At 52.5% G+C, this 13,694-nt stretch carries 14 protein-coding genes and 1 riboswitch; of the genes, 12 read left to right on the forward strand and 2 right to left on the reverse strand.

Annotation, left to right across the window (positions count from 1 at the left end; genetic code table 11):
- Positions 1–205 precede the first annotated feature (205 nt).
- Entirely contained in the window at positions 206–1,480 is a 1,275-nt protein-coding gene (locus tag ACKGJP_RS01020; protein WP_409343863.1) for an HD domain-containing protein, read from the forward strand.
- 30 nt (positions 1,481–1,510) lie between these two features.
- Positions 1,511–2,278 carry a TatD family hydrolase gene (locus ACKGJP_RS01025; RefSeq protein ID WP_409343864.1) on the forward strand — a complete coding sequence of 256 codons (768 nt, stop codon included), beginning with the start codon at positions 1,511–1,513 and terminating at the stop codon, positions 2,276–2,278.
- A 93-nt stretch (positions 2,279–2,371) separates the two neighbouring features.
- On the opposite strand, the gene ACKGJP_RS01030 is transcribed toward ACKGJP_RS01025, so the two are convergent.
- Complete coding sequence (locus tag ACKGJP_RS01030; protein WP_409343865.1) at positions 2,372–3,667, reverse strand: ABC transporter permease; 1,296 nt, start codon at positions 3,665–3,667, stop codon at positions 2,372–2,374.
- Positions 3,664–4,407, reverse strand: coding sequence for an ABC transporter ATP-binding protein (locus ACKGJP_RS01035; RefSeq protein WP_409343866.1), 744 nt, complete (start codon positions 4,405–4,407; stop codon positions 3,664–3,666). Before ACKGJP_RS01035 ends, ACKGJP_RS01030 begins: the two co-directional genes overlap by 4 nt.
- A gap of 302 nt (positions 4,408–4,709) precedes the next feature.
- Positions 4,710–4,889: riboswitch (cyclic di-AMP (ydaO/yuaA leader) on the forward strand.
- A gap of 326 nt (positions 4,890–5,215) precedes the next feature.
- On the opposite strand from ACKGJP_RS01035, the gene ACKGJP_RS01040 reads away from it, so the two are divergent.
- From ACKGJP_RS01040 to spoVG, 10 genes are all read left to right on the forward strand, one after another.
- Positions 5,216–6,304, forward strand: coding sequence for a ubiquitin-like domain-containing protein (locus ACKGJP_RS01040; RefSeq protein WP_409347042.1), 1,089 nt, complete (start codon positions 5,216–5,218; stop codon positions 6,302–6,304).
- 286 nt (positions 6,305–6,590) lie between these two features.
- Positions 6,591–7,136 carry a ribonuclease M5 gene (gene rnmV, locus ACKGJP_RS01045; RefSeq protein ID WP_409343867.1) on the forward strand — a complete coding sequence of 182 codons (546 nt, stop codon included), beginning with the start codon at positions 6,591–6,593 and terminating at the stop codon, positions 7,134–7,136.
- Positions 7,137–7,561: 425 nt separating this feature from the next.
- Positions 7,562–8,437, forward strand: a complete 876-nt coding sequence (gene rsmA / locus ACKGJP_RS01050) for a 16S rRNA (adenine(1518)-N(6)/adenine(1519)-N(6))-dimethyltransferase RsmA (RefSeq protein WP_409343868.1) — start codon at positions 7,562–7,564, stop codon at positions 8,435–8,437.
- Between the two features lie 94 nt (positions 8,438–8,531).
- Positions 8,532–9,425, forward strand: a complete 894-nt coding sequence (gene yabG / locus ACKGJP_RS01055) for a sporulation peptidase YabG (protein ID WP_409343869.1) — start codon at positions 8,532–8,534, stop codon at positions 9,423–9,425.
- A 396-nt stretch (positions 9,426–9,821) separates the two neighbouring features.
- On the forward strand, positions 9,822–10,097 hold the full coding sequence (gene veg / locus ACKGJP_RS01060; RefSeq protein WP_113036818.1) for a biofilm formation stimulator Veg: 276 nt from the start codon (positions 9,822–9,824) through the stop codon (positions 10,095–10,097).
- Between the two features lie 258 nt (positions 10,098–10,355).
- The gene (locus ACKGJP_RS01065; RefSeq protein WP_409343870.1) at positions 10,356–10,541 is read left to right on the forward strand and encodes a small, acid-soluble spore protein, alpha/beta type; all 186 of its coding nucleotides are present in this window, start codon (positions 10,356–10,358) and stop codon (positions 10,539–10,541) included.
- A gap of 404 nt (positions 10,542–10,945) precedes the next feature.
- On the forward strand, positions 10,946–11,800 hold the full coding sequence (gene ispE, locus ACKGJP_RS01070) for a 4-(cytidine 5'-diphospho)-2-C-methyl-D-erythritol kinase (protein WP_409343871.1): 855 nt from the start codon (positions 10,946–10,948) through the stop codon (positions 11,798–11,800).
- 241 nt (positions 11,801–12,041) lie between these two features.
- Positions 12,042–12,878, forward strand: a complete 837-nt coding sequence (purR, locus tag ACKGJP_RS01075; RefSeq protein ID WP_409343872.1) for a pur operon repressor — start codon at positions 12,042–12,044, stop codon at positions 12,876–12,878.
- Complete coding sequence (locus ACKGJP_RS01080; protein ID WP_409343873.1) at positions 12,875–13,270, forward strand: RidA family protein; 396 nt, start codon at positions 12,875–12,877, stop codon at positions 13,268–13,270. Before purR ends, ACKGJP_RS01080 begins: the two co-directional genes overlap by 4 nt.
- 114 nt (positions 13,271–13,384) lie before the next feature.
- Positions 13,385–13,669 (forward strand): septation regulator SpoVG, encoded by a 285-nt coding sequence (gene spoVG / locus ACKGJP_RS01085; RefSeq protein WP_116192233.1) that lies wholly within the window; start codon positions 13,385–13,387, stop codon positions 13,667–13,669.
- The last annotated feature ends 25 nt before the right edge of the window (positions 13,670–13,694 follow it).

Consider the following 13,694-nt stretch of genomic DNA (forward strand, 5'->3'; position numbering starts at 1 on the left):
TAGAATCATCCAAATGATGGAATGTAAGAATAGCTGTGAATAAGTGCGGAAAACGTTATGAAATCACGAAAAGTGTGATAAAAGCCACAAAATATCGGTGCCGATAAGGGATGCCGAAATGGAAATTGAATCAGACACGATTCGACAAATGTGAAAAATATATGTCGTCGGAATGTCGAAAAAGATTGTTTAAGGAGGGAATGTCATGAGAATGATGCTGTCGGAGGAAAAGGTATTTAAAGACCCTGTCCACAAATATATTTACGTGCAGGACGAGACCATCTGGAATTTGATCAATGCCAAGGAATTTCAGCGTTTGCGGCGCATCCGTCAGCTGGGTACCTCGTATTTGACGTTTCATGGCGCGGAGCATAGCCGGTTCTCCCATTCCTTAGGCGTTTACGAGATTACGCGCAAAATCATTTCGCAGTTCGAGCGAAACGAATATACGGACTGGCCGCACGAGGAAAGGCTGCTCTGTTTATGCGCCGCGCTCTTGCATGACGTCGGGCACGGGCCGTTCTCCCATTCGGTCGAAAAGACGTTCGGAACGCATCACGAAGAATGGTCGTGCCGAATCGTGCTGGAGGATACGGAAGTGAACCGGATTTTGCGGCGTGTCGATCCGACCTTCCCGGAAAGGGTGGCGGGCGTCATTTCCAAAACGTATCCGAATGACATCGTGATCGGTCTCGTTTCGAGCCAGCTGGACGCGGACCGGATGGATTATTTGCTACGCGACGCGTATTTTACCGGAGTGAATTACGGGACGTTCGATTTGGAACGCATTTTGCGCGTAGTCCGTCCGTATAAAGGGCATATTGTCGTCAAGGAAAGCGGCATGCATGCGGTGGAAGATTATTTAATGTCTCGGTATCAGATGTATTGGCAGGTATATTTTCATCCGGTGACGCGGAGCGCGGAGATTTTACTCGGGAAAATATTAGGCCGGGCGAAGGTGCTGGCGGAAGAAGGCTACGCCTTCTCGTTCATGCCGTATCCGCTGCAAAAGCTGATGGAGAAGAAGCTGACGGTGCAGGATTATTTTTGGCTCGACGAGGCGCTGATGCAAAGCGTGTTTATGCAGTGGACTGCCGAAAAGGACGACATTCTCGCGGATCTGTGCCGTCGGTTCCTGCACCGCAAGCTGTTCAAATATGTGGCGCTTGAGCATCTCGACGTCCCGTTCCTCGAGCGGATACGCGATCATATGACCAAGGCGGGTAAAGACAGCGCATATTACATGGAAATTGATTTTCCGTCCGACCTGCCGTACGATGTATATCGACCGGGGGATGCCGACGAAAAGCTGCCGATCATGCTGCTTGACCGTAAGGAAGAGCTCACGGAAATTTCGAGGCGCTCGGAAATCGTTCGTTCGATCAGCGGCATTCATATGGGACAGTACCATTTGTATTATCCGGAGGATTTTGTTTTGCATCCGTCGGTGCCGGAAGATATCAGACGGTTTTTGGGATAGACGAAGCGCTCACGTAAAAAGGAGAAGGACATGTTAACCGATACGCATACGCATCTGAACGCAGAGCAATTCGAAGAAGATCAAGAGGAAACGATAAAGCGGGCGCTGGAAGCCGGCGTTACGCGCATCGTCAATATCGGTATTAACCGCGAGTACATCCCCAGCTCGATTGCGCTTGCGGAGCGATACGATTTCATTTATTCGACGGTCGGCTGGCATCCTGTCGACGCCATCGATATGCAGCCTGGGGATCTCGAATGGATGGAGGAGCTGAGCAAGCACGAAAAGGTGGTGGCCATCGGGGAGATTGGGCTCGACTACCACTGGGACAAGTCGCCGAAGGATGTTCAGCAGCGCGTATTCCGCGAACAGATCAGATTGGCTCGCAGGGTCGGCCTGCCGATCGTCATCCATAACCGCGACGCGCATCACGACGTGCTGCAAATCTTGAAGGAAGAGCAGGCAGCCGAGGTCGGCGGCATCATGCACTGCTTCTCGGGAAGCTGGGAAACGGCCAAGGCGTGTCTCGATATGAACTTCCATATATCGTTCGGAGGCCCCGTCACGTTCAAAAACGCGAAGCAGCCGAAAGAAGTGCTTGCCCAGGTTCCGCTTGACCGGCTGCTGCTGGAGACCGATTCGCCTTATTTGACTCCGCACCCTTACAGAGGCAAACGGAACGAGACGGCGTACGTTCGGCTCGTTGCGGAGACGGCCGCGGAAATTCGCGGCATGAGCCTGGAGGAAATCGCCGCGATCACGACGGCGAATGCGGTTCGTTTATTTGGCTTGAAATAGCGAACAACTGCTTCAATGAAAGAATGCGATAAAAAAGCTGCTCCATCCGGTCAACAGGACCTGAAGGAGCAGCTTTTTTGCATAAAGATGAATTCAGCTTGCGCGCTGCTGCTTGCGCCGCAACCGCCGCGCGAGCAAAGCGCGGAATGCGGCTGCCCAGGCGACGCCGCCGGCAACCGCAAGTGCCGCAGGCCATGCCGGGCCGCCGGGCGAGCAAGCCCAAACGGCAGCAAGCACGGCGGCTTGGACGAGCAGCGCCGCGCCCGCGATGCCGGCGGCTGCCGGGATGCGCTGCGCTTCGCTGGCGGGGTACAGCTTCAGCCAGAACACATGGCGGTGGTATTCCGCAAGTGCGGTAAGCTGAACCCCGGTAATCGCGAGCGCGATCCCGAAGGCAACCGCCTTCGCGCCCGTTCCGGGCATCGCCGCCACGATGAGCGCCGCTACGGCGCTCAGCCGGCCGACGATGCCGAACAACTCCCCGCGGACGAAGGTGGCGGTGAACAGAAACAGATACGTATGTTGCTGTTTCATTGGCACGATCCGCGTGAGCGGCTTCATGAGCCAAGTGCGGTTTTTGGCTTGCGCGGGCAGATGCGGCACATCCGTGAACCAGCTGTAAAACCGGTAATGACGGGCCAGCTGGCGCTTTTCCAGCTCGATCAGATATGACCAAGCAATCCGGTGCTTGGGAGCGGCGGCTATAATCCCGCCCGTTACGATAACGGCGAGCAAAGCTGCAATCGCACCCGGCAGCATGCCGTAATGGAACAGGGCGGCCATGACGATGCCGTTAAGCCCCCAGCGAACGGAAGTATACACAATACGCGCCGGTTTGGCGGTCATTCTGCTTTCATGCCACGATGCCAGAAGGTTGCTCCATTTTAATAGAAGAATCATGATTGCAAGCCACCCGAAAGGTACGGCTTCAGAGCCTTTCACATGAGCGTAAAGCGGCCAAACGACGATCGTCGCAGCCATTGCCAGCCCCGCATTGATGAACAGGCTATAGCGGAAGCCCGCTTGAAAATAACCGCTTGTCCGGTACTCTGCAGGAAGCAGAAACATCGTATCCGCATCTTTCAGGAATGTTCTCGGACGACCGGACGCTAATGCAACCGTCAAAACCGGCACCGTGATCCAAGCCTGGGGGAAATCCGACGTAATTCCCTTCAAGATTTGTCCATACCCGATCGAAGCGACAATGGCAAACAGAAGAACGAAGCCGGGAAAACCGCTTCTTACAACATCGCGCAAATAAATATTCATTTCCCGCCAAAAGTCTGCACACCGCTTGCGCCAAAGTGCACGAATTTGCGGGTCGTTCCCGCCTGCTTTGACCCGTGCGTCAGTGGTTATTTTCCCGCTTTTTCTCTCGTTCGGCATCATGGTTGTTCCCCTTGCACAAGGGCGTAAAATAAATCGTCCAGCGACGCCTGTTCCAGTCCCGCCTTCCGGTTCATGTCCAAGAGTGTTCCGGATGCGACAATATCTCCGTGATGAAGCACGACAAAGCCGTCACAATACGATTCGATCGTCGACAAAATATGAGAGCTGATCAAAAAGCTCGCGCCTTTCCGTTTTTCCTCCACCATCAGCTCCAGCAGCGATCGGATCCCCAGCGGATCCAGCCCGAGGAACGGTTCGTCAATTACGTACAAGGCCGGCTCGACAAGAAACGCGCACATGATCATCGCTTTTTGGCGCATTCCTTTAGACAAAAAACGAGGTAAAGTGTCAGCCTTCGCTTCCATCCGAAATAGCTTCAACAGCTCTTCGCTTCGCCGGTCAAATACGTCGCTCGCGATGCCGTAAGCCATCGCTGTCATCCTCATATGATCGCGGACGGTCAGCTCCTCATACAGCTCTGGACTTTCCGGCACATAAGCGAACGACGAGCGGTACGCCTCCGGATTTTCGTCCAGCGTTCTGCCCGCTATGGTGATGCTGCCTTGCTGAGGCTTTAGCAAACCGAGTATATGCTTGATTGTCGTGCTTTTGCCCGCCCCGTTCAGTCCGATAAGCCCGATCATCTCGCCCTTGCCGACGGTAAACGTAATATTGCGCAGCACCGGCTTGCGTGCGAAATACCCCCCGAACACGTCATTCAGCCGTAAAATGGTTTCCATTTTGCCACCCCGTTTTCTTCCAGTCCGGATGCTCGTACACCCGCCCGATGTGGAAATTACTAGTATGTTTTTGCCCGTATTTATTATACCTCTTTGGTGCTTTTGTCACAATTTGTATCGAATGTATGCGAAATAGTGATTGTCAGTGAGATACAGCGAGTGTGGAGTGTATTATATTCAAAAAACGATAAAAACCAGCGAAATTTAGTTGAAATCTTCTCTTTTAGATAGTCTTTTCCCTCTTTACAGGATGATCCTGAGAGCGTAATATACATTTCATAATAACTTAATAACGATGCCAATTTTCCAATTCGCTGAGTTTCCGTAATGGGGAACGGGGGAACCAAAAGTAACTTTGCCGAAGTTTTTATGACGGCGGGTTATGGTTAAAGGGGTGAATCGCAGATTGCTTTATATCTGTGTAGGGCGACTCTCACGTCCGAATCCGTCAGCTAACCTCGTAAGCGTTGACGAGAGAGGTAACGATTGTCGTGCTGCAGCATAAGTCTATGCTTATAGAGCCACGAGAAGAGTTCCTCTTCTTGCGGCTTTTTTCGTTCCCTAAAAGTCCCATTCGACCAACACGGACAACTCAATAATCCTTATTTTGGAGGTGAAGCGGGAAGAAATCCGTCCGTTTCGATGTAAGGCAAGAACGGAAATTGGCTACGCACGACCCAAAAAAAACCTTAGTCACGTCACGATCATAATCATGCATAACAGTTGACGGCGGGGCTTTGAAGGAGGACCGAATGAAGTGGGCGATACCCAGCTGCTTGAGGACACCCATGTAAGACGATCATCCAGCATGACCTTCGCATTGCGTTGGAAGCATGAAAATGTGCGCACGGTAAGCATAATTGCATTAATCTCGATAGCACTGACTTTCATGTTTTTCATGTTGTTGTACGGTACGGCTACCAAAAGCGTATCTGTGGTGGTTGACGGGAAAGAGACCGTTGTGAAAACAAAGCAATGGACCCTGCAACGCCTACTGGATGAACAAGCCATTTCGATTGGCGAGCACGATCGGGTGTCTGCGACTCTTGATACGCGTATCAAGAGCGGAGATAAATTTACGATTGATTTTACCTCACCAATTGTTGTGACGGCCGATGGAGAGACGAAGACTTTGTACACAACCGGGAAAACGGTTGGAAGTGCATTGCAGGAGTTCAATATATCGCTCGGGGCGGAAGATAAAATATCCCCGGAATTGGATACGGGCGTTGCGGCAAGCATGCCGATCAAAATCGTCCGCGTCAAGAAGGAGATCGAGGAGCACGCGGTTCCGATCGCTTTCGAAACGGAGACGAAGAAGGATGCCAATCTGCTGAAGGGTAAGGAAGAAACCGTTCAGGAGGGCAAGGAAGGCACCAAGCTTGTACAGAAGCAAAAGGTTTACGAGGACGGCTCGCTTGTCGAGGAGAACGTCGTTGCGGAAACCGTGCAGGCGGCAAGCGTAAATAAAGTCGTCGCTATCGGTACGAAGGTTCCGGTCGTTCTGCCTCTTTCGGCATCTTCGCCGACGGTGGACGATGTCACAAAGAACGGCGTACAGTTCGGCTATAAGCAAATCATTAAGAACGTCACGTTAACGGCCTACTCGGCGGATAACGGCAATAAGACGTCCAAAGACCCGTATTACGGTATGACCTATACCGGCACGACAGCTACCGAAGGGCGCACGATTGCGGTCGATAAAAGCATCATCCCGCTCGGATGGTGGGTCTATATCGAAGGACTCGGTTTCCGCCGCGCGGAGGATATCGGTTCCGCCGTCAAAGGGAACAAGATCGACGTCTTCTTCGACAGCGAGGATTACGCGAACAAGTTCGGCATGAAACGGGGCTATACCATTTATGTTATAGGGCCGAAAAAACCTTCCACAGACTAGTTCGGATGGAAAAATCGCAAGCCTGTTTGCTGGCTATCTAATACGTTTATTGAAAGAAGAGGCGTGCATGCGTCTCTTCTTTTTGACGATTCGGGGGCTTTCAGGGCTACGGATTTCTTCGGTTTGCCGGTGAATCGGCGATTACTTATTAAACGCTGCTCGGCTTGTCTTTGTTGCAGGTTGGCCGATATGTCCGGGACATTATTTTACATATAGATGCTTTCGTGGTACGTTGATTGAAAAGCGAAACGCGGCTAGCGTCATACAGGAAAGGACAGGCTTTGTCATGATCAAAGAGGTTATTGTAGTAGAAGGCAAGGACGACACGACGGCCATCCGAAGAGCGGTCGATGCGGAGACGATCGAGACGGGCGGATCGGCCATCAATGAGGATGTGTACCGCCGCATCGAGCTTGCTCAGCAAAAGAGGGGCGTTATCATATTCACCGATCCGGATCATGCGGGGGAACGGCTGAGGCGGCTCATTACGGCACGGGTGCCGGGGTGCAAACATGCGTTCCTGTCCCAGGAGGAAGCAACGAAGAAAGGGGACATCGGCATCGAGAACGCTTCGCCGGATACGATCCGCAAGGCGCTTGCCGCGGTGAAGACGGACTTCACCCGGGAGCAATCCGAGATCGCTTGGGAGGACTTAATGGAAGCCGGGCTCATCGTTCATCCCCAAGCTTCCCAAAACCGGCTCGAAATGGGCAAACTGCTTGGGATCGGGTATGCTAACGGCAAACAGTTCTATAAACGGTGCCAAATGTTCCAAATCACCAAACGGCAGTTCGCCGAAGCGCTGGAACGGTTACGGGGAAGCAACGGCTAGGCAAGGGATAAGGTAGTGCTTTCTAGGTTTAGATATCGAAAAGGGAGCTTCGCGACGGGAGTCGCGATGCGGTTTATGGCACGTTGGGGATAATGAGAATAAACGTTACGGGATTTCGTCATTGGGCAAAAAGTGGGGGGAGAACGCGGAATGGGAGCGTGTTCTCATGGGTATCACCATGTGGGTGATGCGGATGAGGACGAAAGTGATGTTTGCATACAAGTGTCATCGAAGAAGGCCCCGTGGGTGCGAGTGTGAATTTCGGGGTCCAGGGGTGAAGCGACCTGGGGTCCTCTCCTTGGGAAGGGGAGGATTTAGGAGGGGTCGAAGCGCTTTTGAAGGGGTTTGGGGTTGAATCTCTTAGTGTTTAAGGGTTGGTTAAGCATAGAAATGAAAAGCCTCTTGGAGGCCGCAGGGAGGGCACTATGAACGTCGATATCGCGACACCGAGTCGCACGAAGGAAGTTATTCAAAAATACGGGTTTTCCCTCAAGAAGAGCCTCGGGCAAAATTTCTTGATCGATATGAATGTGCTTCGAAAAATCGTCGAGGCGGCCGGACTGGACGCGACGAAAGGCGCGCTGGAGATCGGTCCGGGCATCGGCGCCTTAACGCAGCAGCTGGCCAAAACGGCCGGGAAGGTTGTCGCCGTTGAAATCGATCAGCGGCTGCTGCCGATTCTGGCCGATACGCTCGGCGGCTACGAGCATGTCAGCGTCGTCCATGGCGACGTGCTGAAACTGTCGCTGGCGGAGTTGTTCCAGGAACAGTTCGGACAGGTCACGGGCGTCAGCGTCGTGGCAAATCTGCCTTATTACGTGACGACGCCGATCGTCATGAAGCTGCTGGAGGAACGGCTGCCGCTCGAGAATATCGTCGTCATGATCCAAAAGGAGGTCGCAGAAAGGATGGCGGCCGCGCCGGGCGGCAAGGAGTACGGCAGTCTGAGTATCGCCGTCCAATACTACTGCGAGCCGGAGCTGGTCGCCATCGTACCGCATACGGTGTTCATTCCGCAGCCGAATGTCGATTCCGCGGTCATTAAACTGAAGGTACGGCAATCGCCTCCCGTTCAGCTTGAGGACGAGTCGTTTTTCTTCGAGGTTGTGCAGGCGAGCTTTGCCCAGCGGCGCAAGACGATCGCGAACAACTTGTCCGCCAGGTTCTTCACCAAAGAAACGAAAGGGGCGCTTGAAGGCATTCTCCGCGGCTGCGGGATCGAACCGTCTCGCCGCGGCGAGACGCTGTCGATCGCGGAATATGCCGCCCTTAGCAACGCGCTTCGCGCAGCACTGAGCTGAGAGGGCGTACAAGCTGTTTGCGGTGGAATTTCCGAAGTGCATACACCAAACGCCTAAGGAGGCCATAGGATAAAGACTAGGAGGCGATTTTGCGATGCGGCAAGGTGACCTTGTAGTCAGAAAATCCTATAATGGGGATATCGTATTTCGGATCCAGCAGCTTATGCAGCAAAAGGCGCTGCTTAAAGGGACCGACTTCCGTTTGCTTGCGGATTCGCCCCTAACTGATCTATCCGCGCTCAGCGAATCGAGCCGTAATCGATATGAAGAAGCGATGAAAGCCAAGGTAGCGGAGTCGATGCGCCGCATGGAGCAGTTTCGCCGGGGACAGGCGGACAGGAATAGGGCGCTGCTAAAACAGGAGATGCGGGATGCGCACCCTTATTTTGAAGTGCCGGGAAAAGTGCTGCATTTGGATGGAGACCAATCCTACATGCGCAAGAGCATGGATTTATACAACGAGCTCGGCGTGCCCGCACAGGGCTTCTATGTGCCCGAATCCCAGATGGCGGATGCGCTTCAGCGGCTGCTGCCGCAGTTAAAGCCGGATATCGTTGTGCTGACCGGCCATGACGGCCTGATCCGGACGAGAAGTGCGGACGGCGCTCGCAATTTGGCCAGTTATAAGAACTCCCATCATTTCGTAAACGCCGTAAATGTTGCCCGGCAATACGAACGCAACCGCGATGCGCTCGTCATATTCGCCGGCGCCTGCCAGTCTTATTTCGAAGCGCTGCTGATGGCCGGCGCCAATTTTGCAAGCTCGCCTCGCCGTGTGTTGATCCATGCGCTTGACCCGTTGTACATCGCTTCCAAGGTATCGCTGACTCCCATTAAAGAAACGGTTCACATCGTCGATGTTATCCACCATACGATGAGCGGTCTTGACGGTCTGGGCGGCATCGAGACGAGAGGGAGCTACCGGATCGGGCTGCCGAGCCTGCAAACAGGCGTGGGAGCGCATCCGCAATCTACCAGCGCGACGTGAAGAGACGGCAAGGCGAGGTTATGTACACGGGCGAAAGTCCACGGTCGTTCTCAACTCCGTTCGCTTATCCGGCATGCGCCGACCCTTCAAACCGATCCGCGGAGAGGGTCAGGCGCATGTTTGACGTACATTCGGAGCGATACGAGACGGAATGGCGGTGGCCTCCGTATACCCGGCATGCAGCTTTGCGGTGCCGTAACCTCGTGTTGACAAAGTGAAAACGCTTTAAGTATGAACATTTTGTGAACGTAGCGATTCCTTTTTTTTAAAAAAAATAGGCAAATGTAGAAAAAATGCCGTTGACAATAGCTTTTGGTGGCTGATATAATATTTGTCTCAATTTGACATACTACCTCTAAATGGGTTATACTCAATTAGGAAAGAGGTGGTAGCTACATGGCGAAGAATGCCCTGTTGGAGATTAAACGCAGTATGGAGCCACACGTCGGACAGAAGATTGTACTACGAGCTAACGGGGGCCGCCGCAAGACGGTCGAACGCTCCGGTGTTTTGGAGGAAACCTACCCTTCCGTGTTCATCGTCAAGCTTGATCAGGAGCAAAGCGCATTTAAGCGCGTTTCCTACAGCTATGCCGATATATTGACGGAGTCCGTTGAAGTAACGGTATGCAACGATGACGGACAAGTCAGAATTACATGTATTCAGCATTAGAATGCCGATCATACACAGCAAAATCCGCTAAGGATTTTGCTGTTTTTATTTAAGTCTCAGAGTACATCCTCCGCTGATTGTTCGACTTCTCGGTAAACGTGCCATCAAAAAAGACGAAGACGTTTATCCTTGTATTTGGCTAGCGTAGACTTTTATTTTACGAATTTGGGAATTCATTCTTTTTGTTGCGGCGATATGTAATTCCTGCGGGGTTTTCGCATACTAAGCCTAATCTGCAGCAAAGGAGGGTGAATGCGAATGGCTCGAAGAAGACGCAGTGTCATGTCCGAGCAGTTCAAGTATGAGCTTGCCCAGGATCTCGGTTTCGCCGATACCGTTAAACGCGAAGGCTGGGGCGGCATAACGACGAAAGAAGCGGGCAATATGGTAAAAAGGGCGATCCAGCTGGCCGAACAATCGATTTCCAACCGAACGCCCCGTTAACGTGAAGTCAGCGAGGATCGAACCGGGCGGAAACAGCGCCACATGACCGTAGAAATGTGGGGTTAAGTTCGAGCGTACTATGGTTTTGCTGCGGTTTGTGTAAGAATTCGGCATCCCCGCTGAGCGGTAGCTTCCCGAAAAGACAGGCAGCCGAAGGCAAGAGGACTCGGCTGCCTTTTTGTAAATGGCCGTGGCGACCGCCCGTTTCCATGAAAAAAAACCCCCGAAGAGGAAGGGAACTGTCAAACCTGGCGTATAACACCCGGCAAAAAGACGCATGGCTGTGGGGGCCATTACGCGCCAAAGATGTTTTTCTCACGGGGGTCTGCTATAATGTGTTAAGTTATACATGGGTTCGCAGAGGCTTATTGTGCATGTTAATGTGCTGACAAAGGGTGTTTGCAATGAAAGTGTTGGAAAAAGCGGCGGCTAAAATTAATTTATCGCTAGATGTGCTCTATAAACGGGAAGACGGCTATCATGAAGTGGAAATGATGATGACAATGGTGGATCTTGCGGATCGGCTCGAAATGCAGGAGCTGCCCAGAGATACGATTATTATTTCCAGCCAAGCCGGCTATATCCCGCTGGACGAGAAAAACCTTGCTTTTCAAGCGGCCCGGCTTATCAAAGAACGGTACGGCGTGAAGCAAGGCGTTTATATTCATTTGGACAAAAAAATACCCGTAGCGGCCGGACTAGCAGGAGGCAGCAGCGATGCTGCAGCGACGCTGCGCGGCTTGAACCGTCTGTGGCGGCTGAACATCCCCACGGAGGAGCTGATGCGGCTAGGAGCCGAGCTCGGTTCGGATGTTCCCTTTTGCGTAACCGGAGGGACGGCGATTGCCCGGGGCCGCGGCGAGCTGCTCGAGCATATCGAAGCGCCCCCGCAGTGCTGGGTCATTTTGGCCAAGCCTCCGATTAACGTTTCGACAGCCGACGTGTACGGCAAGCTGAACGCGAAGGCGATCAAGCATCATCCCTCCACGGCGGAAGTGCGCGCCGCGATCGAGGACAAGCATTTCGAAAGACTCTGCGCTTCTCTTGGCAATGTGCTGGAGGAAGTGACGCTTGACCTGTATCCGGAGGTTAGACAGTTGAAGGAGTGCATGGTTAAGCTCGGAGCCGACGGTGTACTCATGTCGGGCAGCGGTCCTACCGTATTCGGCCTTGTGGCCAAAGAAAACAAAGCGGCGCGTATCTATAACGGCCTGCGCGGCTTTTGTAAAGAAGTGTATGCCGTTCGGCTGCTGACGTAACTGAAAACAGCCGAATCGCCGTCGTATCGGCATCTATTCTCCGGCCGGTCTTTGAAGTGCGTCACTTGCATCACATTCTCGTTATTTTCTTCGTCTTGCGTGGCATTTTCGCTTCTTTTTCATGGGAAACTTGAAAAAAGCCGTATAAAAATGCTATATTCTCAATATAATATTCGGATTTTGCTGAGAACGGTTAGGCTTACGAAGTGCGTTTCCTCGGAAACGCTTTAGGGAGGCGCCCATGAAAAAATTGAAACGAAGCGCAAGACTGGTCGAAATGACGCAATACTTATTGAGCCGCCCCCATACGCTAATTCCGCTAACGACCTTCGCGGAACGGTATGGCTCGGCGAAATCGTCGATCAGCGAAGATTTGGCGATTATTAAAGAAGTGAGCGAAGAAGAAGGACTCGGCGATTTGCTAACGCTCGCAGGGGCCGCCGGCGGCGTAAAGTTCGTCCCCAAGGTGCCTATGGAGCAGTCGCTTTCCTTCGTTCAGCACATTTGCAAGCTGCTTGAGCAGCCGGAACGCATCCTTCCGGGAGAGTTTATGTATATGTCCGACATTTTGGGTCAGCCCGGCATTTTGAACGAAATCGGGAAGACGTTTGCTTCCGCCTTCTATCGCCGCGACTTTGACGTTGTCATGACGGTGGAGACGAAGGGGATTCCTCTGGCTTACGCAACCGCATCGTATTTGAATTTACCGGTCGTGATCGTGCGCAGGGACAACCGGGTAACGGAAGGCTCCGCGGTAAGCATCAATTACGTATCCGGCTCGAATAAACGGATTCAGACCATGTCGCTTGCCCGCAGAGCGCTCAAAGAGGAGTCGAGGGTGCTCATCATCGACGACTTTATGCGAGCCGGCGGAACGATACGCGGCATGATGGATTTATTGCAGGAATTCCGCGCGAAGGTGGCTGGAGTCGGCGTGTTTATCGAATCCGGCGAAGTATCCGAGCATTTGGTGGACGACTACATATCGCTGGCCCGCTTGAAGGTCGTCGATTCGCGAAGCCGGCAGGCGACGGTCGTGCCTGGCAATTATTTTGACAAGAAGGATGGAGACAAATGATGAAACCGACACCGATTGCTACGAATCAAGCGCCCGCCGCTATCGGCCCATACTCGCAAGCTATCGCTCTGGGCAATCTCGTTTTCACGTCAGGCCAAATTCCGCTTGGACCGGACGGTCAGCTTGTCGAGGGCGGAATTGCGGAACAGACGCACCAAGTTTTCCGGAATCTGCAGGCGGTGCTTTCGGAGGCGGGAGCATCCTTCCAGGACGTCGTGAAAGCGACGGTTTTTTTGAAGGATATGAACCAGTTCGGAACGGTCAATGAGATCTATGCAACCTACTTCGGAGACCATAAGCCAGCACGCTCAACCGTTGAAGTGGCGCGGCTTCCGAGGGATGTTTTTGTCGAAATCGAGCTGATTGCATCGAGAAATGTCGAAACATTTTAAAAACAAAAAATAATTCGAAAATATTTCCGTTTTGCTCCAAAAAAAAGAAGGAATTAACGTAAATTTGTGGAATATTACCACCAAGTCCTTGATGGAAAAAGGTGGTGAACACAAGTGCAAATTACAGATGTACGACTCCGCCGCGTTAACTCCGAGGGGAGAATGAAGGCGATTGCATCGATTACGATTGATAACGAATTTGTCGTTCACGACATTCGCGTAATCGACGGCAACAACGGGATGTTCGTAGCGATGCCGAGCAAACGTACGCCGGACGGCGAGTTTAGAGACATCGCCCATCCTATTTCTTCTACCACCCGCGAGAAAATTCAAGCCGCCGTGCTGGCTGAATACGAGCGTGCTGCGACTGAGGAAGACGTGATTGAAGAAGGGGCATGATTGCAGCAACGCTGAGAGAGCCTAC

This window comes from Paenibacillus litoralis, from assembly GCF_046244365.1.
In the GTDB taxonomy this organism is placed as follows: Bacteria; Bacillota; Bacilli; order Paenibacillales; family NBRC-103111; genus Paenibacillus_V.

Excerpts from the sequence above, each read along its gene's own strand:
- ACKGJP_RS01020 (WP_409343863.1), top strand. The coding sequence starts at position 206 with ATGAGAATGATGCTGTCGGAGGAAAAGGTATTTAAAGACCCTGTCCAC.
- ACKGJP_RS01025 (WP_409343864.1), top strand. The coding sequence starts at position 1,511 with ATGTTAACCGATACGCATACGCATCTGAACGCAGAGCAATTCGAAGAA.
- ACKGJP_RS01030 (WP_409343865.1), bottom strand. The coding sequence starts at position 3,667 with ATGATGCCGAACGAGAGAAAAAGCGGGAAAATAACCACTGACGCACGG.
- ACKGJP_RS01035 (WP_409343866.1), bottom strand. The coding sequence starts at position 4,407 with ATGGAAACCATTTTACGGCTGAATGACGTGTTCGGGGGGTATTTCGCA.
- ACKGJP_RS01040 (WP_409347042.1), top strand. The coding sequence starts at position 5,216 with ATGACCTTCGCATTGCGTTGGAAGCATGAAAATGTGCGCACGGTAAGC.
- rnmV (WP_409343867.1), top strand. The coding sequence starts at position 6,591 with ATGATCAAAGAGGTTATTGTAGTAGAAGGCAAGGACGACACGACGGCC.
- rsmA (WP_409343868.1), top strand. The coding sequence starts at position 7,562 with ATGAACGTCGATATCGCGACACCGAGTCGCACGAAGGAAGTTATTCAA.
- yabG (WP_409343869.1), top strand. The coding sequence starts at position 8,532 with ATGCGGCAAGGTGACCTTGTAGTCAGAAAATCCTATAATGGGGATATC.
- veg (WP_113036818.1), top strand. The coding sequence starts at position 9,822 with ATGGCGAAGAATGCCCTGTTGGAGATTAAACGCAGTATGGAGCCACAC.
- ACKGJP_RS01065 (WP_409343870.1), top strand. The coding sequence starts at position 10,356 with ATGGCTCGAAGAAGACGCAGTGTCATGTCCGAGCAGTTCAAGTATGAG.
- ispE (WP_409343871.1), top strand. The coding sequence starts at position 10,946 with ATGAAAGTGTTGGAAAAAGCGGCGGCTAAAATTAATTTATCGCTAGAT.
- purR (WP_409343872.1), top strand. The coding sequence starts at position 12,042 with ATGAAAAAATTGAAACGAAGCGCAAGACTGGTCGAAATGACGCAATAC.
- ACKGJP_RS01080 (WP_409343873.1), top strand. The coding sequence starts at position 12,875 with ATGATGAAACCGACACCGATTGCTACGAATCAAGCGCCCGCCGCTATC.